At 65.9% G+C, this 19,611-nt stretch carries 23 protein-coding genes; 10 read left to right on the top strand and 13 right to left on the bottom strand.

Features of this window, described 5'->3' with window-relative positions; all coding sequences use genetic code 11:
- Positions 1-40 precede the first annotated feature (40 nt).
- Positions 41-220: a hypothetical protein gene (locus D3880_RS00370; RefSeq protein ID WP_119891566.1), complete on the top strand. Its 180-nt coding sequence runs from the start codon at positions 41-43 to the stop codon at positions 218-220.
- 5 nt (positions 221-225) lie between these two features.
- Here D3880_RS00370 and D3880_RS00365 read toward each other — a convergent pair whose 3' ends face one another.
- Positions 226-702: a bacteriohemerythrin gene (locus D3880_RS00365; RefSeq protein WP_119891565.1), complete on the bottom strand. Its 477-nt coding sequence runs from the start codon at positions 700-702 to the stop codon at positions 226-228.
- A 106-nt stretch (positions 703-808) separates the two neighbouring features.
- Positions 809-1,723 carry a zinc ABC transporter substrate-binding protein ZnuA gene (znuA, locus tag D3880_RS00360; protein WP_238474389.1) on the bottom strand — a complete coding sequence of 305 codons (915 nt, stop codon included), beginning with the start codon at positions 1,721-1,723 and terminating at the stop codon, positions 809-811.
- A 63-nt stretch (positions 1,724-1,786) separates the two neighbouring features.
- Between znuA and D3880_RS00355 the strand changes: the two genes are divergently transcribed.
- From D3880_RS00355 to D3880_RS00325, 7 genes are all read left to right on the top strand, one after another.
- Positions 1,787-2,272 (top strand): Fur family transcriptional regulator, encoded by a 486-nt coding sequence (locus tag D3880_RS00355; RefSeq protein WP_119895636.1) that lies wholly within the window; start codon positions 1,787-1,789, stop codon positions 2,270-2,272.
- Entirely contained in the window at positions 2,269-3,081 is an 813-nt protein-coding gene (znuC, locus tag D3880_RS00350) for a zinc ABC transporter ATP-binding protein ZnuC (RefSeq protein ID WP_119891564.1), read from the top strand. Before D3880_RS00355 ends, znuC begins: the two co-directional genes overlap by 4 nt.
- Complete coding sequence (znuB, locus tag D3880_RS00345; RefSeq protein WP_119891563.1) at positions 3,074-3,862, top strand: zinc ABC transporter permease subunit ZnuB; 789 nt, start codon at positions 3,074-3,076, stop codon at positions 3,860-3,862. Before znuC ends, znuB begins: the two co-directional genes overlap by 8 nt.
- A gap of 106 nt (positions 3,863-3,968) precedes the next feature.
- Complete coding sequence (locus D3880_RS00340) at positions 3,969-4,808, top strand: hypothetical protein (protein ID WP_119891562.1); 840 nt, start codon at positions 3,969-3,971, stop codon at positions 4,806-4,808.
- Positions 4,809-5,054: 246 nt separating this feature from the next.
- Positions 5,055-6,065, top strand: coding sequence for a methionine ABC transporter ATP-binding protein (locus D3880_RS00335; RefSeq protein ID WP_119891561.1), 1,011 nt, complete (start codon positions 5,055-5,057; stop codon positions 6,063-6,065).
- The gene (locus tag D3880_RS00330) at positions 6,062-6,727 is read left to right on the top strand and encodes a methionine ABC transporter permease (protein ID WP_119891560.1); all 666 of its coding nucleotides are present in this window, start codon (positions 6,062-6,064) and stop codon (positions 6,725-6,727) included. The genes D3880_RS00335 and D3880_RS00330 overlap by 4 nt, the downstream gene beginning before the upstream one ends.
- A gap of 61 nt (positions 6,728-6,788) precedes the next feature.
- Positions 6,789-7,559 carry a MetQ/NlpA family ABC transporter substrate-binding protein gene (locus D3880_RS00325; RefSeq protein WP_119891559.1) on the top strand — a complete coding sequence of 257 codons (771 nt, stop codon included), beginning with the start codon at positions 6,789-6,791 and terminating at the stop codon, positions 7,557-7,559.
- A gap of 242 nt (positions 7,560-7,801) precedes the next feature.
- Here the strand turns inward: D3880_RS00325 and D3880_RS00320 are convergent, their stop codons facing one another.
- From D3880_RS00320 to D3880_RS00295, 6 genes are all read right to left on the bottom strand, one after another.
- Positions 7,802-8,773 carry an IS110 family RNA-guided transposase gene (locus D3880_RS00320; protein ID WP_119891558.1) on the bottom strand — a complete coding sequence of 324 codons (972 nt, stop codon included), beginning with the start codon at positions 8,771-8,773 and terminating at the stop codon, positions 7,802-7,804.
- Between the two features lie 336 nt (positions 8,774-9,109).
- Entirely contained in the window at positions 9,110-9,745 is a 636-nt protein-coding gene (locus D3880_RS00315; RefSeq protein ID WP_119891557.1) for an SCO family protein, read from the bottom strand.
- Complete coding sequence (cyoE, locus tag D3880_RS00310) at positions 9,742-10,641, bottom strand: heme o synthase (protein WP_119891556.1); 900 nt, start codon at positions 10,639-10,641, stop codon at positions 9,742-9,744. Before cyoE ends, D3880_RS00315 begins: the two co-directional genes overlap by 4 nt.
- A 23-nt stretch (positions 10,642-10,664) precedes the next feature.
- Positions 10,665-11,717 carry a COX15/CtaA family protein gene (locus D3880_RS00305; protein WP_119891555.1) on the bottom strand — a complete coding sequence of 351 codons (1,053 nt, stop codon included), beginning with the start codon at positions 11,715-11,717 and terminating at the stop codon, positions 10,665-10,667.
- A gap of 11 nt (positions 11,718-11,728) precedes the next feature.
- Complete coding sequence (locus tag D3880_RS00300; RefSeq protein WP_119895634.1) at positions 11,729-12,325, bottom strand: hypothetical protein; 597 nt, start codon at positions 12,323-12,325, stop codon at positions 11,729-11,731.
- On the bottom strand, positions 12,288-13,031 hold the full coding sequence (locus D3880_RS00295) for an SURF1 family protein (RefSeq protein ID WP_119891554.1): 744 nt from the start codon (positions 13,029-13,031) through the stop codon (positions 12,288-12,290). Before D3880_RS00295 ends, D3880_RS00300 begins: the two co-directional genes overlap by 38 nt.
- A 69-nt stretch (positions 13,032-13,100) precedes the next feature.
- Here D3880_RS00295 and D3880_RS00290 point away from each other — a divergent pair, with 69 nt between their 5' ends.
- Positions 13,101-13,304, top strand: coding sequence for a twin transmembrane helix small protein (locus D3880_RS00290; RefSeq protein ID WP_119891553.1), 204 nt, complete (start codon positions 13,101-13,103; stop codon positions 13,302-13,304).
- Between the two features lie 38 nt (positions 13,305-13,342).
- On the opposite strand, the gene D3880_RS00285 is transcribed toward D3880_RS00290, so the two are convergent.
- The 4 genes from D3880_RS00285 to coxB are packed head-to-tail and all read right to left on the bottom strand — an operon-like array spanning position 13,343 to position 17,546.
- Positions 13,343-14,230: a cytochrome c oxidase subunit 3 gene (locus tag D3880_RS00285; RefSeq protein ID WP_119891552.1), complete on the bottom strand. Its 888-nt coding sequence runs from the start codon at positions 14,228-14,230 to the stop codon at positions 13,343-13,345.
- Between the two features lie 25 nt (positions 14,231-14,255).
- Entirely contained in the window at positions 14,256-14,804 is a 549-nt protein-coding gene (locus D3880_RS00280; RefSeq protein ID WP_119891551.1) for a cytochrome c oxidase assembly protein, read from the bottom strand.
- A gap of 7 nt (positions 14,805-14,811) precedes the next feature.
- Positions 14,812-16,416, bottom strand: a complete 1,605-nt coding sequence (gene ctaD / locus D3880_RS00275; RefSeq protein WP_119891550.1) for a cytochrome c oxidase subunit I — start codon at positions 16,414-16,416, stop codon at positions 14,812-14,814.
- Positions 16,417-16,418: 2 nt separating this feature from the next.
- Positions 16,419-17,546 (bottom strand): cytochrome c oxidase subunit II, encoded by a 1,128-nt coding sequence (coxB, locus tag D3880_RS00270; RefSeq protein WP_119891549.1) that lies wholly within the window; start codon positions 17,544-17,546, stop codon positions 16,419-16,421.
- Between the two features lie 375 nt (positions 17,547-17,921).
- On the opposite strand from coxB, the gene D3880_RS00265 reads away from it, so the two are divergent.
- Positions 17,922-18,581, top strand: a complete 660-nt coding sequence (locus D3880_RS00265; RefSeq protein WP_119891548.1) for a hypothetical protein — start codon at positions 17,922-17,924, stop codon at positions 18,579-18,581.
- A 16-nt stretch (positions 18,582-18,597) separates the two neighbouring features.
- On the opposite strand, the gene D3880_RS00260 is transcribed toward D3880_RS00265, so the two are convergent.
- On the bottom strand, positions 18,598-19,314 hold the full coding sequence (locus D3880_RS00260) for a carbonic anhydrase (RefSeq protein WP_119891547.1): 717 nt from the start codon (positions 19,312-19,314) through the stop codon (positions 18,598-18,600).
- Between the last annotated feature and the right edge of the window lie 297 nt (positions 19,315-19,611).

Below are 19,611 nucleotides of genomic sequence, written 5' to 3'. Positions count from 1 at the left end.
ACAACAACAGATGCGCCCTTACGAGGCGCCGGAGCTCCACATGCCGCACTCTGCCCGGAAACTCTTTGTCGGCCTCTCGCTGGCCGCCCTCGTCGCGCTGCTCGCCGCGGCCAGCTTCAAGCCCAGTCTCTCGGCGCGCACCGCCGCCCTCCAGCCCTGCTACTCCGGTGGCGGCCACTGCTACATCCCGGCGCCCTCGATCCACAACCTGGCGCGCTGAACCCGCTAGGCCGGCACGCCGCCGAAGAAGCGCCGCAGCGAGCGCGCCAGCCAGCCGCCTTCGCTGCGGTCACCGACCAGCGTAGCCATGCTCTGGCGCACCGTGGCGGCGTAGCCGGCGTCGTCGTTGCGGATATGGTTGAACAGCCAGCGCGCGAGCAATTGCTGCAGCTCCTCGGCGACGTCTTCACCGGCCTTGAAGCGCAGGCGGTATTCGTCGACACGACGGATGAACAGCTCGTGGACCTTCTTGTGCGCGCGGCTCAGCGGGTAGCCGGCGTCCTCCATCAGGGTTTCCTCGAAGGCGAAGTGCGACTGCGTGTAGTCGACCAACTCCTCGATCACGCCCGCCACCGCGGGGCGGCCGCCACCGCCGTGGCGCGCGCTGTACAGCCGGTTGATCATTTCGACTATGCGTTTGTGCTGGTTGTCGATCACCGCGATGCCGGTGTTCAGGTCGTTCTGCCAGACCAGTTGCGTCACTGCGTTTTCCCCCATTCCTGGGCCCGCAATGGGCGGGCCACGGGGGCAGACTAGGGGGCCGAACGCGCGCCGGTATTGACCGGCATCAATGTCTGCGAGCGCTCTGCTACAAGGCTTCCAGGCAACCACCCAACGACTCGGCGAGATTGCTCAAGAGCCGCTCGTAACCCTGGGCATCCACCGCCACGCCGCTGCCCAGCGCATCCAGTTCGGCCAGCTTGACCGGCAGCCCGGCGCTCAGGGTCTCGGCCAGGCGCGGGCGCAGCGGCGGCTCGCTGAACACGCAGCTCGGCCCGGCCTGCTGCAGGCGCGCGCGCATCGCCGCGACGTGGCGGGCGCCCGGCTGCACCTCGGCGGCGACGCTGAAGACCCCGGCATGCTCGAGGCCATAGGCCGCCTCGAAGTAGTCGAAGGCCTCGTGAAAGACGAAATAGGGCTTGCCCGCCACAGCCTGCAGGCGCTGCTTGAGGCGCTGGTCGAGGGCGCCCAGGCGCTGCTCGAAGGCCTTCAGGTTGGCCTGGTAGCGCGCCGCATTGCTCGGGTCGGCGGCGGCCAGAGCGGCGGCCATCTGCGTCGCGATCACCCGCGCGTTGGCCGGCAGCAGCCACAGGTGGGCGTCCAGCGTGCCGGGGCGGTGCGCGTGGTCATGCTCGTCGTGATCCTCATCTGCGCCGGCATGCTCGTGGCCCTCGGCGAAATGCCGCAACTGCAGCCCCGGCAGGCTCTGCACGGCGACGCTCGGCGCGCTGCGGCCGCTCAGCACGCGCGGCAGGAAGCCTTCCAGATCGGGGCCGATCCAGTACAGCAGGTCCGCCTCGCCAACCCGCCGCACATCCGAGGGACGCAACGCATAGTGGTGCGGCGAGGCGCCCGGCGGCAGCAGCACGTCGGGCTGGCCGACGCCGTCCTGCACCGCCGCGGCGATCAATTGCAGCGGTTTGATGCTGGTCAGCAGCCGCACCTCGGCCTGCGCCGTGGCGCTCAGGACAGTCAGGAGGCATAGGGAGAGGAAAGACTTCACGGTCGCACACTCAGCGGGTAAAGAGTTATAGAATAACGTCTCTATCCGCCACCGTCGCCGCCGATGATGCTCACGCCACTGGCCTCGCGCCCCCACGATCATTCCCACTGCGTGCACAACGCCCTCGCCGAGGCCGAGCAACTGTGCGCGCGCCAGGGCCTGCGCCTGACCGCATTGCGCAAGCGCGTGCTGGAGCTGGTGTGGCAGAGCCACAAGCCGCTCGGCGCCTACGACATCCTCGGCGTACTGACCGAGGAAGACGGCCGCCGCGCGGCGCCGCCGACCGTCTACCGGGCGCTGGATTTCCTCCTCGACAACGGCCTGGTGCACCGCATCGCCTCGCTCAACGCCTTCGTCGGCTGCAACCATCCGGCGCACGCGCACCAGGGCCAGTTCCTCATCTGCCGCCACTGCCACGCGGCCATCGAGCTGCAGCAGGCGGCGATCAGCCAGGCCATTGTCGACAGTGCCGGCGCGGTGGGTTTCAGCGTCGAGCAGCAGACCGTGGAAGTGGTCGGCGTCTGTGCCGGCTGCCGGAGCGCCGAATGAGCACGGCGCTGATCCAACTCGACGGCGTCGGCGTCAGCTTCGCCGGCCAGCCGGTGCTCAGCGATGTGCAGCTGAGCGTGCAGCCCGGCGAGATCGTCACCCTGATCGGCCCCAACGGCGCCGGCAAGACCACTCTGGTGCGCGCCGTGCTCGGCCTGCTGCAGCCCGACAGCGGCAGCGTGTGGCGCAAGCCCAAGCTGCGCATCGGCTACATGCCGCAGAAGCTGCACGTCGACTCCACCCTGCCGCTCTCGGTGCTGCGCTTTTTGCGCCTGGTGCCGGGCGTCAAGCGCACCAGCGCGCTGGCGGCGCTGGCCGAAGTCGGCGCCGAACAGGTGATCGACAGCCCGTTGCAGAGCATCTCCGGCGGCGAACTGCAGCGCGTGCTGCTGGCCCGCGCGCTGCTGCGCGAGCCGCAACTGCTGGTCCTCGACGAGCCGGTGCAGGGTGTCGACGTCGCCGGCCAGGCCGAGCTGTACCAGCTGATCACCCGCCTGCGCGACCGCCACGGCTGTGGCGTGCTGATGGTTTCCCACGACCTGCATCTGGTGATGAGCACCACCGATCAGGTGGTCTGCCTCAACCATCACGTGTGCTGCTCAGGCCACCCGGAACAGGTCGGCAACGACCCGGCCTTCGTCGAGCTGTTCGGCAGCGCCGCGCCGGCCCTGGCGGTCTATCACCACCATCACGATCACGCCCACGACCTGCACGGCGCGGTGGTCAGCCCGCCCGGCGGCGGGCTGACCATCCTCAACCCGGTCTCCGGGCAACCGCATGTGCACGGAGACGGCTGCAAGCATGCCTGATTTTCTCCTCAACGCCCTGATCGCCGGCCTCACCCTGGCGCTGGTCGCCGGCCCGCTCGGCGCCTTCGTGGTCTGGCGGCGCATGGCCTATTTCGGCGATACCCTGTCGCACGCCGCGCTGCTCGGCGTCGCCCTCGGCCTGCTGCTGAACGTCAGCCCGACCCTGGCGGTGACCGCCGGCTGCCTGCTCCTCGCCGTGCTGCTGGTGACCCTGCAGCAGCGCCAGCCGCTGGCCTCCGACACCCTGCTCGGCATCCTCGCGCCGACCACCCTGTCGCTCGGCCTGGTGGTGCTGAGTTTCATGCAGGACGTGCGCATCGACCTGATGGGCTACCTGTTCGGCGACCTGCTGGCCGTCAGCCCCACCGACCTGGCCTGGATAGTCGGCGGCAGCGCGCTGGTGCTGCTGGCCCTGCTCGGCCTGTGGCGACCGCTCTTGGCGGTGACCGTGCACGAGGAGCTGGCCAAGGTCGAAGGCCTGCCGGTGGCCGGCCTGCGCCTGGCGCTGATGCTGCTGATCGCGGTGGTGATCGCGGTGGCGATGAAGATAGTCGGCGTGCTGCTGATCACCTCGCTGCTGATCATTCCCGCCGCCGCCGCCCAGCGCCACGCCCGCACCCCGGAGCAGATGGCGATCGGCGCCAGCCTGCTCGGCCTGCTCGCGGTGGGCGCCGGGCTGGCGCTGTCGTGGTTCCAGGACACCCCGGCCGGGCCGTCCATAGTAGTGGCCGCCGCCAGCCTGTTTCTCTGCAGCTTTGCCCTGCCGCGGCGCCACGCCTGACGCCTGCTGACGCCACAGAACCGGCGCCAATGCCGCGCCGCTTTTGGGCTCCAGGCGGCGCGCAGTGTAGACTTGCGCGCTTTTGCGCTAATCGAGAACTACCGGAATGACGCAGTACGCCTCCCGTTGTCTGTCCATTGTCGCAATCAGTCTGCTGCTGGCCGCGTGCCAGAGCGCCCCGCAACAGGTCACCAACCTGCCGACCGATGACTTGGTCGCCGCCCTCAGCCAACTCGAGCAGAGCATCGACCGCGGCCAGTTGAGCAGCGCCGAAAGCCAGCTCGCCGCCCTGCAGCCACGCGCCGCCGGCGACACCCGCCTGGAATCGCTGCAACGGCGTCTCGCCGATGCCTATATGCAGCAGGGCCAGAGCGCGCTGCAAAGAGGTGATCTGGATACCGCCAGCACGGCCCTGGCCCAGGCGCGCAGCCTGATGCCGCAGGCGCCGGCGCTGACCACCGGACTGGACAGCGCGATCAGCCAGGCGCGCAGCGCCAAACAGAGCGCCGCCCAGGCCGCCGCGGCCAAGGCGCAGGCCGAAGCCGCCGCCAAGGAAGCCGCGGCGCGTGCCGAGCAGGCCAAACAACTGCGCCTGGCCGCCGAACGCCAGGCCGCGGCGGTGCAGGCCACCGCCCTGCCGAACGCGCCGAGCGAACCCAAGCCGCACTTGATCGACCCGGCGGCCGCAACCAGCGTGGTGCCGCTGCCGATGCTCGACAGCCAGGACAACGAGGCGCTGCGCCAGCTGCTCGACCGCGTCGCCGCCGACGTGGTGCAGTTCGATTGCGCGGTGCGCGTGCAGGTGCGCCAAGCCAAGGACTACCCCTGGGTCGCCTCGCTGCTGTCGGCACGGGTCAAGCGCCTGCAGCCCGGCTATGCCCTGCGCCTGGTCCAGGACCTCAAGCCCGATGCCGCGCCGCGCCTGCTGCTCAGCCCGACGCGTTAAACGCAGCGCACCCTCCGCGCTCCGTAGGCTGGGTTGAGCGCAGCGCTACCCATGCGGCACGGATCGATGGGTATAGACGCTGCGCGCCTCAACCCATCCTACGGCCAGCCGCTTATCGGCTTATGCCTTTTTCATCGGCCACCAAGACAACAAAAGCTAAGATTGCATAAGCCGGCAGGCTAGAATGCGCGCCTTCGGCCAACCGCCTACGCTCGCTATAACTTCGCACCCAAAAGGTTCGTTTTCGTGATTGATTTTGACCGCGTCCACAAGGCGTATCTCGTCAACGGCCGCAGCATTCCTGCGCTGCAGCCCACCACCCTGGCCATCGCCGATGGCGAGGTGTTCGGCCTGATCGGCCATTCCGGGGCCGGCAAGAGCACCCTGCTACGCCTGATCAATCGCCTCGAGGAACCCTCCGGCGGGCGCATCCGCATCGCCGGCGACGACATCACCGCGCTCGACGCCGATGGCCTGCGGCGTTTTCGTCAGCAGGTCGGGATGATCTTCCAGCACTTCAATCTGCTGGCCTCGAAGACAGTCGCCGACAACGTCGCCCTGCCGCTCAAGCTGGCCGGCGAACTGCCCCGGCGCAAGATCGACCAGCGGGTCGCCGAGCTACTCGCCCGCGTCGGCCTGAGCGAGCACGCCAACAAATACCCGGCGCAGCTCTCCGGCGGCCAGAAGCAGCGCGTCGGCATCGCCCGCGCGCTGGCCACGCGGCCGAAGATTTTGCTCTGCGACGAAGCCACCAGCGCCCTCGACCCGCAGACCACCGCGTCAGTCCTGCAACTGCTGGCGGAGATCAACCGCGAGCTGAAGCTGACCATAGTGCTGATCACCCACGAGATGGACGTGATCCGCCGCGTCTGCGACCGCGTGGCGGTGATGGACGCCGGCGTGATAGTCGAACAGGGGCCGGTGGCCGAGGTGTTCCTCCATCCGCAGCATCCCACCACCCGGCGCTTCGTACTGGAGGCCGAGCAGGTCGACGAGAACGAGCAGCTCGACGACTTCGCCCACGTGCCGGGGCGCATCCTGCGCCTGACCTTCCAGGGCGAGGCCACCTACGCGCCGCTGCTCGGCACCGTGGCGCGCGAGACCGGGGTGGATTACAGCATCCTCGCCGGGCGCATCGACCGCATCAAGGACACCCCCTACGGCCAGCTGACCCTGGCCCTCACCGGCGGCGATCTGGAGGCGGCGATGAGCCAGTTGAATGTCGCCGACGTGCATGTGGAGGTGCTGCGCGGATGAGCGAGTTCTTTAGCAATATCGACTGGCTGGAGATCTGGCAGGCGACCCTCGACACCCTGCTGATGCTCGGCGGCTCGCTGCTGTTCACCGTGCTCCTCGGCCTGCCGCTGGGCGTGCTGCTGTTTCTCAGCGGGCCGCGCCAGCTGTTCGAACACAAGGGCCTGTATCGGGTGCTGTCGCTGGTCACCAACGTCCTGCGTTCGCTGCCGTTCATCATCCTGCTGATCGTGATGATCCCGCTGACGGTGCTGCTCGCCGGCACCTCGCTGGGCGTCGCCGGCGCCATTCCACCGCTGGTGGTCGGCGCCACGCCGTTCTTCGCGCGGCTGGTGGAGACCGCCCTGCGCGAGGTCGACCGCGGCATCATCGAAGCGACCCAGGCGATGGGCGCGACGACCCGGCAGATCATCCTCAACGCCCTGCTGCCGGAAGCGCGGCCGGGGATCATCGCCGCCATCACCGTTACCGCCATCACCCTGGTGTCGTACACGGCGATGACCGGCCTGATCGGCGGCGGTGGCCTCGGCGACCTGGCCGTGCGCTACGGCTACCAGCGTTACCAGCCGGATGTGATGGTGGTCACCGTGGTCCTGCTGCTGGTGCTGGTGCAAGTGCTGCAAAGCGTCGGCGACCGTCTGGTCGTACATTTTTCCCGTAAGTAGAAACCTTGCGCGGCGACCGCTACCCGCGGACCCGCGTCGTAGATCCCACAAGGAGTCAATGATGAAGAAACTGTTCGCAGCCCTGGCCGTAGTCGCCAGCTTCTCCGCCCAGGCGGAAGCGCTGAGCGTGGCCGCCACCGCGGTGCCGCACGCGGAGATCCTCGAGTTCCTCAAGCCGACCCTGGCCAAGCAAGGCGTGGAGCTGAACGTCAAGGTGTTCACCGACTACGTGCAGCCCAACGTGCAGGTCGCCGAGAAGCGTCTGGACGCCAACTTCTTCCAGCACCAGCCGTATCTGGACGAGTTCAACAGCAGCCGCAAGACCAACCTGGTCAGCGTCGCCGGCGTGCACATCGAGCCGCTGGGCGCCTATTCGACCAAGATCAAGAGCCTCGCCGAGCTGCCGCAGGGCGCCACCGTGGTGATCCCCAACGACGCCACCAACGGCGGCCGCGCCCTGTTGCTGCTGGACAAGGCCGGGGTGATCAAGCTCAAGGACAACCAGAGCATCACCGCCACGCCGAAGGACATCGCCGAGAACCCGAAGAGCGTGAAGGTGCGTGAGCTGGAAGCCGCGACCCTGCCGCGCGTGCTGAGCCAGGTCGACCTGGCCCTGATCAACACCAACTACGCCCTGGAGGCCAAGCTCGATCCGGCCAAGGACGCGCTGGTGATCGAAGGCGCCGACTCGCCGTACGTCAACATCCTGGTGGCGCGCCCCGACAACAAGGACGGCGCCGCCATGCAGAAGCTGGTGACCGCGCTGCACAGCCCGGAGGTGAAGCAGTTCATCCTGGAGAAGTACAAGGGCGCCATCGTTCCAGCGTTCTGAGAACCCGTCCAATATCTGCTGCGCTTGGTCATGCTGCGTTGAAAACAGGCTCGGGCTGCTCATTTACAACTGTAAACTCCGCGCCCTCGCCTGTTTTCGCCTTGCCTGACCTGCGCTCGCGACGATCTTGAACAGGTTCTACACACTGGAAAGCAAAAAGCCCGCTCACTCGAGCGGGCTTTTGCATTGGCCACGTATCGGTTAGGTATCGAGCAGCGCTTGTGTAGATACCGTCTTGTCACTCAGTGGGCAAGGGCCAGGCGAGCATCAAAGGGTTGGCCCGACTTGAGTACGCCATAGGCGATGTGCAGCAGTTTGCGCATCGCCGCGCAGACGATCTGCTTGCCGGCTTTGCCGCGGGCTCGCAGGCGCTGTGCCAGGGCTTTGATGGCCGGATTGTGGGTCAGCGAGACGACCGCCGGCATGTACAGGCCGGTGCGCAGACGAGCCGAGCCCACGCGGGAGATGCGCACGTGGCCCTTGTGCTGGCCCGACTCCTGCAGCTTCGGGTTCAACCCGGCGAACGCGGTGATCGCCCGGGCATTCTTGAACTGTAGCGGATCGCCCAGCTCCGCCAGGAGCAAGGCGGCCGTCTGCTCGCCGATGCCATCGATGCTGACCAGCAGATCGCGCTTACCGCGCAGGCCCGGATCGTCATCGATGTGTGCCCGGATGGCCTGCAGGGTCTCGGCAATCTGCTGCTCGACATGCTCCAGCACCGAACGGATCGAATCCTGCACGCTGGCATCGGCGACATCCAGGCGATTGCGCTCCATCTGCTCGATCTCCTTGAGGTCCTGCAGACGCCGCACCAACGCGCGCAGGCGGCGTATCGCCGGTGGCTCGGGCTGCCAGGCGCGTAACTCATCCACGTGCCGCTGGCCGTAGCTGGCCATCAGCTTGGCGTCGACCTGGTCCGTCTTGACCCGCTGCAGCTGGCTCCGGGCGTAGCTGGCAAGCTGCGCGGGATTCATCACACAGACCCGGTAGCCCAGGCCGTGCAGGTGCTCGGCCAGCGCCTCGTGATAGGTGCCGGTGGCCTCCATCACGAGCCAGGCACCCGGCTCGGCGTACTGCTGCAGCCACTCCTGGAGTACCTGGAAACCGGCGGCGCTGTTGGCCAACTTGGCCTTAGTGCGGTACTTACCGTTGGTTTGCAGGGTGGCGATGTCGAAACTGTGCTTGGCGATGTCGATGCCGACGATGCTGGACATGAAGACTCCTCAGCTAATCCATTCAGGATGATCATCACTGCACCCGGCCCTACCTTGTGAATGCGAGCTCTCACCTGTCGTGGGCCCTAGATACCGTTCGGACTGTTCGAGTGAGTGTGGAGGGCTGGAGCACTATCTACAAAGCTGGCTCGAGGCCTTAGGGTGGGTACGACTTCCAGGCCCTCCCCCGATGATCAGTCGGGGACTATCCCCCTCACGGGACGATAGTCGAGATACAAGGGTGGGTTAGCCGCGCAGCGGCGTAACCCGCCAAGCAGTGCCGTCCAGGCGACTGAAATGGGCCGCATCGGGCATCGGCACGTCCTGGTGCGAGGGCTAGTTGTCCGTCGCCAGCAACTGCGGCAGCTGCACGGCGAGCTTCTGGTTGTTTAACGGCGCGCGAATGAAGCCGCGCTGAGTGCCGTCCGGACCGATGATCACCAGGTTGCCGCTGTGATCGACGGTGTAGTTGGGCTTGCGGGTATCCGCCGGGATGAACGGGATGCTCACCGCGTTGGCGAGCTTCTGGATGTTGACCAGCTCGCCGGTCAGGCCCTGGAAGCTGGGATCGAAATAGCCCAGGTATTGCTTGAGCTGCACCGGCGTGTCGCGCTGCGGGTCGACGCTGACCAGGTACACCTGCAAGCGTTCGAGCGCCTCCGGCGGCAGCTTGCCCTTGAGCTCGCGCAGCTGGGCGAGGGTGGTCGGGCAGATGTCCGGGCAGAAGGTGTAGCCGAAGAACAGCAGGCTCCACTTGCCCTTCAATTCATCGACTTGCACCGCCTGGCCGTCCTGATTGCTCAGGCTCAGCGCCGGCAGGTCGCGGCTCTGCGGCAGGAGGATGATGCCGGCATCGATCAGCGCCGCCGGGTCGCCCTGGCTGCGGCCATCGAGCACCTTGTAGACGGTCAGGCCGAATACCAGGGTGACCAGAGCGATGAGAACGAAGACGGTTTTCTGGGTGCGGGTCATAGGCTCAGCAACAGGTAGTGATCGACAAGTAGGGCGATAAACAGCAGGAACAAGTAGGCAATAGAGTACTTGAAGGTATTGATCGCCGCGTGCGGTTGACTGTCACGGTACAGCACCCAGGCCCAGCGCAGGAAGCGCCCGCCGAGCAGCAGGGCGCTGGCGAGATAGAGCAGTCCGCTCATGTGAATGGCGAACGGCAACAGGCTCACCGCCAGCAGCACCAGGGTGTAGAGCAGGATATGCACCTTGGTGTAGTGCTCGCCGTGGGTCACCGGCAGCATCGGGATGTTGGCCTTGGCGTATTCCGCCTTGCGATGGATGGCCAGGGCCCAGAAGTGCGGCGGGGTCCAGGCGAAGATGATCAGCACCAGCAGGAACGCCCCCGGCTCCAGATGACCGGTGACCGCCACCCAGCCGAGCAGCGGCGGCGCCGCCCCGGCCAACCCGCCGATGACGATGTTCTGCGGCGTGGCGCGCTTGAGGAAGCCGGTGTAGAGCACCGCATAGCCGAGCAGCGAGGCCAGGGTCAGCCAGGCGGTCAACTCGTTGGTGAAGGTCAGCAGCACCAGCATGCCGGCGACCGACAGCAGCAGCGCGAAGCTCAGCGCCGCCAGTGGCGACACCCGCCCCTCGGCCAGCGGCCGTTTGTGGGTGCGCGCCATGACCGAATCGATGCGCCGATCGACCACATGGTTGACCGCCGCCGCACCGCCGGCACACAGGCCGATACCCAGGTTGCCGAACAGCAGCACGGTCCAGGGCACGCCGGCGCGGGTGGCGAGGAACATGCCGACCAGCGAGGTGATCAGCATCAGCACCACCACCTTCGGCTTGGTCAGCTCCAGATAGTCGCGCCAGCTGGCGTGGGCCTGATGTTCGCGCAGTAGAGTGGCCATGGCGGTTCTCCTTGTTCGGGTATTCAGGCGGCGTTGCCGGAGTGCAGCCGGGTCGCCGTGGAGCCGTTATCGAGCGGTTGCGCCGCACGCTTCGCCGTTGGCGCGCGCAGGCGGTAATTGATCAGCACCAGCATCAGCAACAGGGCGGCGCCGCCACCGTTGTGCGCCACCGCCACCGGCAGCGGCAGGTGCAGCAGCACGTTGCTGACGCCGAGGCTGATCTGCACAGCGAGAGCCAGCAGCAACAGGCCGGCCAGCTTGCCCAGGCCGTGGCGCCAGAGCTGCCAGGCCAGGCCGAGCAACGCCAGGCTGACGACCAGCGCACCGAGGCGGTGGGTCAGGTGGATGGCGGTGCGCGCCTCACTGTCGAGCTGGCCGCCGAGGTAGTTGGGGCCGATGTGCTGGCTCAGGTGGAAGCCGTTGGCGAAGTCCATCGCCGGCCACCACTGGCCGTGGCAGGTCGGCAGATCGATGCAGGCCACTGCCGCGTAATTGGAGCTGACCCAGCCACCCAGGGCGATCTGGCCGATCACCAGCGCCAGCCCCAGGGCCGCCAGTTGCCGCAGGCGACTCGGCAGGGCCGACAACGAGGCGAAGGCGCCGGACAGGCGCAGGCTGAGGAGGAACAGCAGCGCCAGGGTGGTGAAGCCGCCGAGCAGGTGGGCGGTGACCACCTGCGGCCAGAGTTTCAGGGTCACCGTCCACATGCCGAAGGCGGCCTGGGCGATCACCACAGCGAGCAGCAGCAGCGGCAGTTTCAGCGGCTGCTGCTCGCGGCCGCGGCGCCGCAGGGCATGCACCGCGAGGCCGAGAATCAGCAGGCCGAGGCTGCCGGCGAAATAACGGTGGACCATCTCGTTCCAGCCCTTGTGCGCTTCCACCGGCGCATCGGGGAAGTGCTGTTCGGCATGGGCCAGCTGCACGTCGCTCTGCGGTACGCCGATGAAGCCGTAGCAGCCCGGCCAGTCCGGACAGCCGAGGCCGGCATGGGTCAGGCGGGTGTAGGCACCGAGCAGCACCACCACCACCGCCAACAAAGTGGCGAGCACGGCAATGCGAAATCCGGGCTTGCGCATGGGCATCCCCTTCAACCGATATTCGACAGTTTCAGCAGCAGGCGCAGGTCGTTGAGTACCGCCTTGCCCTTGACCTGGTTGTCATAGCGCAGCACCAGATTGCCATGCGGATCGACTATCCACAGGTGCGGGCCCGTCGCGCCTTCGCTGGCCTGGTCGTACTGCTGGCGGTTCAGCGGATAGCGCTGCAGTTGCGGATAGTCGCGCTGCAGCACGGCTTGGTAATCCGCCGCCAACGGCTCCGCGGCGGCCAGCGCATGGGTGGCACGCGAGGCTTCGCGACCGAGGCCGATCTGGATCTGCCGGGCCAGATAGACCAGCTCACGGCAATCCGCGGCACAGCCGGCCGGCGCGGTGACCAGCAGTTGCCAGCGCGTCTCGGTGCCCACCTGCACGCCGAGATCGGCGCGGCTCTGGCCGTTGCCGATCAGGCTACCGTGGTAGCTGCGCCCCTCCGGCACCCAGAAGCGCCCGTAGTACATGGCCGAGGCCAGAACCATCGGGCCGATTACCACCGCCAACAGGAGGATCAGCTGCAAGCGCCCACGGCCCCGGCCGCGCGGCCTCACCTCAGCTGTGTTGGTGGCTGGATTCATGGCGACGCCCATGCTGATTCTCCCGTGCATTGTGTAGTCCGAAGTAGATGAACAAGCCGCACAACGCCGCCGCCAGGGCGAACCACTGCACGGCATAGGCCTGATGTTTTTCCGGCGCCATGGCCACCACCGGCCAGTCGGCGCGGTAGGCCGCCAGCCCCGGCTGGATACGCAGTTCGTAAGGCAGGCCGGCCCGGCCCAGTTGCTGCCACAGCGCCCGCGGCTCGACCGCGGTGATCAGCCGCGGCCAGGCGCCACCTGGGCGATCGGCATGCAGCTGGAAGGCCGCGCCGAGCGGTACATAGATCCAGGCCTCTAGCTCCTGGGTGCCCGGCGGCGTGGTGAAGGCTGGTGCAATGCGCCGATCCGGCCAGGGCAGCCAGCCGCGGTTGAGCAGCAGCCAGAGATTGCTGGCCTGATCGTAGAAGGGTTGCAACAGCTCGACGCCGGCCCGGCCATCGCGCATGCGGTTGTCCAGCAGCAGGCTGTACTGCGCATCGAAATGGCCGTGCAGACGCACGCGCCGGTAGGCCGGATCGGTGCTGTGTTCCAGCCGGTTGAGATCGCTGGCCGGGGCACTGCGACGCGCCTCGTAGCTGGCCAGCAGGGCACGCTTGTCCTCGGCGCGGGCGAGCTGCCAGAAGCCCAGGCCGATCAGCAGTGGCAACAGCGCCAGGACCACCAGGGTCGGCAGCAGGTCGGGACGGAAACGGCTCATGCGCCCCTCCCGAATCCGTCCTGCTGTCTGGCTATACTGAACTGCATCCCCTACCTCCGGAGTCTCGCTATGCTCAAGGCTGCAATCGTCCTCATGCTGCTGGCCACCGTGGCGAGCCTGTTCAGTGGCCTGTTCTTCCTGGTCAAGGACGAGGGCCACGGCTCGCGCGTGGTCAATGCCCTGACCCTGCGGGTGATTCTCGCCGGTCTGACCCTGGCGCTGATCGCCTGGGGCTTCTACAGCGGCCAACTGGTCAGCCATGCCACCTGGTAGCCCGGCTCCCCCGCCGGGCACCCCTGCTACAACCGCCGTTACAGCACGTAAACGAAGGTAAACAAGCCGATCCAGACCACATCGACGAAGTGCCAGTACCAGGCGGCGGCCTCGAAGCCGAAGTGATGCTCGGGATCGAAGTGTCCGCGCAGGATGCGGACCAGCATCACTGTCAGGATGATCGCCCCAAGCGTCACGTGGGCGCCGTGGAAACCGGTGAGCATGAAGAAGGTGGCGCCGTAGATGCCCGAGCCGAGGGTCAGACCGAGCTCCTTGTAGGCGTGGATGTATTCCTCGGCCTGGAAGAACAGGAAGGTGGCGCCGAGCAGGATGGTCAATGCCAGCCAGAGCTTCAAAGGTGTGCGTTTGTTCTTCCTCAGCGCGTGGTGGGCGAAGGTCACGGTGACGCTGGAGCTGACCAGCAGCACGGTGTTGAGCAGCGGCAACTCCCAGGGCGAGATCACCGCGCTGGGCGGTGGGAACAGCTTGGAATCCGGGTTATTGAGCAGCGGCCAGGCGAACTGGAAGTTCGGCCACAGCATGTTGGCCACACCCTTGTCACCTTCGCCACCGAGCCAGGGCCCGGCGAAGGTGCGCACGTAGAACAGCGCGCCGAAGAAGGCGGCGAAGAACATCACCTCGGAGAAGATGAACCAGCTCATGCCCCAGCGGAACGAGCGGTCCATCTGCGAACTGTACATACCGGAGCGGCTTTCCTTGATCACGCTGCCGAACCAGCCGAACAGCATGTAGGCGAGGATCAGCCCGCCGACGAAGAAGATCAGCGGGCCATGGGATTCCGGCCGCGCCGCCTTGAGGTCGTTGAACCAGGTACCGAGACCGTAGACCGTGATCAGCAGGCCGAGGGTGGCGATGATCGGCCACTTGCTCTGCGCGGGAACGTAATACTGCTCGTGGGTTGCCATTGTTTTTGTTCTCCTTTTCGGCTCGTCAGCCGCCGTTCTTGGCAACGGGCGGTTTGCGGGCAGTGACGTCGAACAGCGTGTATCCGAGGGTCAGGTGGTAAACATCCTTGGGCAGATCGCGGTCGACGATGAAACGCACTGGCATTTCGATCCGCTCACCCGGCTGCAGGATCTGCTGGGTGAAGCAGAAACACTCGGTCTTGTGGAAATACGCGGCCGCCTTGGACGGCACGACACTGGGAATCGCTTGGGCGGTCATCGGCTTGTCAGTCGGGTTGTGGGCGATGAACAGCATCTCGTTGACCGCCCCCGGGTGCACAACCAGATCGTCCGCCTTCGGCTTGAAGTCCCAGACCATGTCCGCGGCATTGGTGGCGAGAAACTGCACGCGTACCTGGCGCTGCTCGTCCACCGTCTGCGTACCGGTGAAGGCGCCGCCGGTCTTGCCGTTGATGCCGAACGCCTTGCACATCGCGTCGTAGATCGGCACCAGGGCAAAGCCGAAGGCGAACATCACCACCACCAGCAACAGCAGGCGCTTGATCAGGCTCCGGGTACTCAGCGCAGCGCTCATGGTCGATTCACTTCACTTCCGGTGGCGTCACGAAGGTGTGGTAGGGCGCCGGCGAGGGCACCGCCCACTCTAGGCCCTCGGCCCCGTCCCAAGGCTTGGCCGGCGCCGGCTGGCCGCCACGGATGCACTTGATGACGATGAACAGAAACAGCAGTTGGGTCGCCCCGAACATGAACGCGCCGATCGACGAGATCATGTTGAAGTCGGCGAACTGCAGGTTGTAGTCCGGAATTCGCCGCGGCATGCCGGCCAGGCCGACGAAGTGCATGGGGAAGAAGGCCATGTTCATGCCGATGAAGCTCATCCAGAAATGCAGCTTGCCCAGGGTCTCGTCGTACATGTGCCCGGTCCACTTCGGCAGCCAGTAGTAGGCCGAGGCGAAGATGCCGAAGATCGCCCCGGGTACCAGCACGTAGTGGAAGTGGGCGACCACGAAGTAGGTGTCGTGGTACTGGAAGTCCGCCGGGGCGATGGCCAGCATCAACCCGGAGAAGCCGCCGATGGTGAAGAGGATGACGAACGCCACCGCGAACAGCATCGGCGTCTCGAAGGTCAGCGAGCCTTGCCACATGGTGCTCGCCCAGTTGAACACCTTCACCCCGGTGGGCACGGCGATCAGCAGGGTGGCGTACATGAAGAACAGCTCACCGACCAGCGGAATGCCGACCACGAACATGTGGTGCGCCCAGACGATGAACGACAGGAAGGCGATCGACGCGGTGGCGTAGACCATCGAGGTGTAGCCGAACAGCGGCTTGCGCGAGAACGCCGGGATGATCGAGCTGACCGCGCCGAAGGCCGGCAGGATCATGATGTACACCTCGGGATGGCCGAAGAACCAGAACACGTGCTGGAACAGCACCGGGTCACCGCCGCCGGCGGCGCTGAAGAAGCTGGTGCCGAAGTGGATGTCCATCAGCATCATGGTCACGCAGCCAGCCAGCACCGGCATTACCGCGATCAGCAGGAAGGCGGTGATCAGCCAGGTCCAGACGAACAGCGGCATCTTCATCAGGGTCATGCCGGGGGCGCGCAGGTTGAGGATGGTAGCGATCACGTTGATCGCGCCCATGATCGAGCTAATGCCCATCAGGTGGATGGCGAAGATGAAGTAGGTGACGCTTTCCGGCGCGTAGGTGGTGGACAGCGGCGCGTAGAAGGTCCAGCCGAAGTCCGGCCCACCGCCGGCGCTGAACAGGGTACTGATCAGCAGGCCAAAGGCCGCTGGCAGCAGCCAGAAGCTGAAGTTGTTCATCCGCGGCAGGGCCATGTCCGGCGCACCGACCATCAGCGGGATCATCCAGTTGGCCAGGCCCACGAAGGCCGGCATCACCGCGCCGAAGACCATGATCAGGCCGTGCATGGTGGTCATCTGGTTGAAGAATTCCGGCTGCACGATCTGCAGACCCGGCTGAAACAGCTCGGCGCGGATCACCATGGCCATGCTGCCGCCCAGCAGGAACATGGCGAAGCTGAACCACAGGTACAGGGTGCCGATGTCCTTGTGGTTGGTGGTCAGCACCCAGCGCATTAGGCCCTTGGCCGGGCCGTGGTGGTGATCATGCCCGGTATCGGCGAGGCCGACGTGGCCCGATTCGGTCGCTGCGTTCATGGTCATTGCTCCTCCGCCTGTTTCAGGGCCAGCACATCTTGCGGGGTCACCATGTCGCCCTTGTTGTTGCCCCAGGCGTTGCGTTCGTAGGTGACGACGGCGGCGATATCGACTTCCGACAGCTGCTTGCCGAACGCCGCCATGGACGTGCCGGGCTTGCCGTGGAAGACGATATTGAGGTGATCTGCTATTGGCCCGGTGGCGATCTTCGAGCCCTTGAGCGCCGGGAACATCGGCGGCAGGCCCTGGCCTTCAGGCTGGTGACAGGCCGCGCAGGAGGTGTGGTAGACCTTGTCGCCGCGCGCGACCAGTTCGTCCAGGGTCCATTCCTTGCTGGTCAGCTCCTTGAGCTTGAGCGCCTCTTCTTTGCGCTCGGCCAGCCAGGTGGCGAAGTCTTCCTTGGATTTGGCTTCCACCACTATCGGCATGAAGCCATGGTCCTTGCCGCACAGTTCGGCGCACTGGCCACGGAACAGGCCGGGCTTTTCGATGCGCGACCAGGCCTCGTTGACGAAGCCGGGGATGGCGTCACGCTTGACCGCCAGCGCCGGCACCCACCAGGAGTGGATGACATCGGCGGAGGTAATCAGAAAGCGCACCTTGGCGCCCACCGGCACCACCAGCGGCTGGTCGACTTCCAGCAGGTAGTTTTCGTCTTTCGGCGCCTGGTTGTTAATCTGCTCGGCCGGCGTGGTCAGGTTGCTGAAGAACTCGACATCCTGGCCCAGGTACTTGTAGTGCCACTTCCACTGGTAGCCGGTGACCTGGACATCCACGTCCGACTCGCTGGTGTCGTAGATATCAATCAGCGTTTTGGTCGCCGGAATCGCCATCACCAACAAGATGACGAAGGGCACCACGGTCCAGAGAATTTCCACCGTGGTGCTTTCATGGAAATGCGCGGCTTGCTGACCGGTGGAGCGCCGATGAACGATCATCGACCAGAACATCGCACCGAAGACCAGCACGCCGATGACGGCGCAGATCCAGAAAATGGTCATGTGCAAATCGAAGACTGCGTGGCTGACGGCCGTAACACCCGGCGCCATATTCACGTCCCAGGCTGCCTGCGCCTGGCTGAATATCGACCACAACAAGAGTCCCATCCAGACTCGTGGATGTCGCATCATTGCGGGTTCCCCTTATCGTTCTTGTTATCCCGCCGGCTGTGCCTGCGGTTAAGGGAGCGGCTGTCAATACTGCTGATTTAACGGCCGAACTCTCAACACTGAGGTGCGCAGTCGGGTGTCATCAGGTAACGCCTTTCGAATCCGAGTATAGCCAGCGACTCGGGGCTGGCAATCGCAAACGCAAAATGGCCGAAGGCGCCGAAGCCTTGTCCTAAACGCCACGGTGGCTCACGACGGGGCAATGCATGCGAAAGGGTGATATATCGGCGGCGCATAAACATTGAATAATTATGACAATTGCGTCTTAGCACAGCCGTGCACGCCAGCTAAGGTCTCTCTGCGCTCACTTCTCATGTCCTAATTTCAGGAGCCGTCATGAACACGTCCGCCGTGCGTGAATTGATTCAACGTGCCCAGCAGCACGAAGCCAGCCGCCAATCCCTTCAGCGCCAACTCGAAGCCCAACTGCCCCGCCTGCACCCGGCCATCCGCCTGCCGGAACAGGATGCGCTCGGCGCGCTGACGCGCTTTATCATCGCCTATATCGAAGAAGTGCCGGATGTGCTGGAGGCCGCCCAAGAGGTGGCACGCGAGGCCGGCATCGAGACGCAGATCAAACCGGTGCTGCAAGTGGCCGAGCAGTTCTTCCTGCAGCCGCCGGCGCTGATGGCCGGCCATGAGGGCCTCGATGGCCTGCTCGACGAGGCCTATCTGGCCCATCGCCTGGTGGAAGAGGTCAACGACCGCTACATCGCCCACCTCGGCCAGCCGCTGATTCCGCTGGATACCACGGTCGCCAACCTGATCGCCCACCAGCTGATCGGCGAACCCTTTGCCAACCAGCTCGACGAAGCCGTGCACCACGCGGTCGACGGCCTGCTCGACGAGGCCGCCTTCGCCCAGGACTCGGTGCAGGCCTACCGCCAGCGCCTGAGCAGCCCACAGACCGAGGCAGCCTGGAAGCGCTGGCCGTGCCTGTCACGCCGACTCGGCGTGGAGCTACAGCTGCAGCAGAACCAACGCGCGGCGGGTTGAGCGCGCCGCGCCCGGCTCAGCCGGGCAGGTAGCGGGCGCGCGGCGTGGCCATCGGCAGCGGGCCGTCGCCGATCGCCCGGAAGCGCCCTTGCTCGGCATCGTAGGCCTTGATCTCGCAGGTCTCGATGTCGTACACCCAGCCATGGATGAACAGTTGCCCGCTGGCCAGGCGCGCCGCCACCGAGGGGTGGGTGCGCAGGTGGTCGAGTTGGGCGACGACGTTCTCCTCGGTGAGCAGCTCGTAGGTATCGCGCTCGCTGCAGCCGCAGTTTTCCGCCACCACCGTCTTCGCCACTTCGGCATGCCGTAGCCAGGCCTTCACCGTCGGCATGCGCTCGAGGGCCTGCGGGTCGAGCACCGCCTTCATCGCGCCGCAGTCGGAGTGGCCGCAGATGATGATGTGGTGCACGCCGAGAGCCATGACGGCAAACTCGATGGCGGTGGACACCCCGCCGTTCATCTGCCCGTAAGGCGGCACCACGTTGCCGACGTTGCGGGTGACGAACAGGTCGCCCGGCGCGCTCTGGGTGATCAGCTCGGGGACGATGCGCGAGTCGGCGCAGGTGATGAACATCGCGCGCGGCTTCTGCTCATGGGCGAGCTTCTTGAACAGCGCTTCTTGCTGGGGAAACACTTCCTCGCGGAAGCGCTGGAAACCCTCGACGATAGTCCGTAGCGCTTCTTCCGCGCTTTCTTCGTCTTCCGGGCAGGGGTTAAAGGGCTGATGGCTCATGCGGCGACCTCTAAGTCCAAAACTATACCTAGCTTACACCCCCGCCCGGCGCAGCCAGAGCGGAGCTTTGGCTAACTGACTGCCACGCCATAGGCAGAGTCACACCGCCGGCGCTCAGGGCCGCGGCAGCTGCTGGCCTCGCGAGCAATCTAGCGGCGGCTCCTGGCGAGGATTCAGGCCTGGGTGCTTGATTGCCAGTTTGACCGATTCGAGGACCGGTTTCTGGTCGCATTGGGCGAACTCGTCGGTGGCGCGGTGCTGCAGAATTCGTCGCGGCACATCAGGCCCTGATGCTGG

Source organism: Pseudomonas cavernae (genome assembly GCF_003595175.1).
In the GTDB taxonomy this organism is placed as follows: Bacteria; Pseudomonadota; Gammaproteobacteria; order Pseudomonadales; family Pseudomonadaceae; genus Aquipseudomonas; species Aquipseudomonas cavernae.
Note: the sequence above shows the minus strand (reverse complement) of the source record. Positions and strands in the feature narration are given on the sequence as shown.

Excerpts from the sequence above, each read along its gene's own strand:
- D3880_RS00370 (WP_119891566.1), top strand. The coding sequence starts at position 41 with ATGCCGCACTCTGCCCGGAAACTCTTTGTCGGCCTCTCGCTGGCCGCC.
- D3880_RS00355 (WP_119895636.1), top strand. The coding sequence starts at position 1,787 with ATGATGCTCACGCCACTGGCCTCGCGCCCCCACGATCATTCCCACTGC.
- znuC (WP_119891564.1), top strand. The coding sequence starts at position 2,269 with ATGAGCACGGCGCTGATCCAACTCGACGGCGTCGGCGTCAGCTTCGCC.
- znuB (WP_119891563.1), top strand. The coding sequence starts at position 3,074 with ATGCCTGATTTTCTCCTCAACGCCCTGATCGCCGGCCTCACCCTGGCG.
- D3880_RS00340 (WP_119891562.1), top strand. The coding sequence starts at position 3,969 with ATGACGCAGTACGCCTCCCGTTGTCTGTCCATTGTCGCAATCAGTCTG.
- D3880_RS00330 (WP_119891560.1), top strand. The coding sequence starts at position 6,062 with ATGAGCGAGTTCTTTAGCAATATCGACTGGCTGGAGATCTGGCAGGCG.
- D3880_RS00325 (WP_119891559.1), top strand. The coding sequence starts at position 6,789 with ATGAAGAAACTGTTCGCAGCCCTGGCCGTAGTCGCCAGCTTCTCCGCC.
- D3880_RS00320 (WP_119891558.1), bottom strand. The coding sequence starts at position 8,773 with ATGTCCAGCATCGTCGGCATCGACATCGCCAAGCACAGTTTCGACATC.
- D3880_RS00315 (WP_119891557.1), bottom strand. The coding sequence starts at position 9,745 with ATGACCCGCACCCAGAAAACCGTCTTCGTTCTCATCGCTCTGGTCACC.
- cyoE (WP_119891556.1), bottom strand. The coding sequence starts at position 10,641 with ATGGCCACTCTACTGCGCGAACATCAGGCCCACGCCAGCTGGCGCGAC.
- D3880_RS00305 (WP_119891555.1), bottom strand. The coding sequence starts at position 11,717 with ATGCGCAAGCCCGGATTTCGCATTGCCGTGCTCGCCACTTTGTTGGCG.
- D3880_RS00300 (WP_119895634.1), bottom strand. The coding sequence starts at position 12,325 with ATGGGCGTCGCCATGAATCCAGCCACCAACACAGCTGAGGTGAGGCCG.
- D3880_RS00295 (WP_119891554.1), bottom strand. The coding sequence starts at position 13,031 with ATGAGCCGTTTCCGTCCCGACCTGCTGCCGACCCTGGTGGTCCTGGCG.
- D3880_RS00290 (WP_119891553.1), top strand. The coding sequence starts at position 13,101 with ATGCTCAAGGCTGCAATCGTCCTCATGCTGCTGGCCACCGTGGCGAGC.
- D3880_RS00285 (WP_119891552.1), bottom strand. The coding sequence starts at position 14,230 with ATGGCAACCCACGAGCAGTATTACGTTCCCGCGCAGAGCAAGTGGCCG.
- D3880_RS00280 (WP_119891551.1), bottom strand. The coding sequence starts at position 14,804 with ATGAGCGCTGCGCTGAGTACCCGGAGCCTGATCAAGCGCCTGCTGTTG.
- ctaD (WP_119891550.1), bottom strand. The coding sequence starts at position 16,416 with ATGAACGCAGCGACCGAATCGGGCCACGTCGGCCTCGCCGATACCGGG.
- coxB (WP_119891549.1), bottom strand. The coding sequence starts at position 17,546 with ATGATGCGACATCCACGAGTCTGGATGGGACTCTTGTTGTGGTCGATA.
- D3880_RS00265 (WP_119891548.1), top strand. The coding sequence starts at position 17,922 with ATGAACACGTCCGCCGTGCGTGAATTGATTCAACGTGCCCAGCAGCAC.
- D3880_RS00260 (WP_119891547.1), bottom strand. The coding sequence starts at position 19,314 with ATGAGCCATCAGCCCTTTAACCCCTGCCCGGAAGACGAAGAAAGCGCG.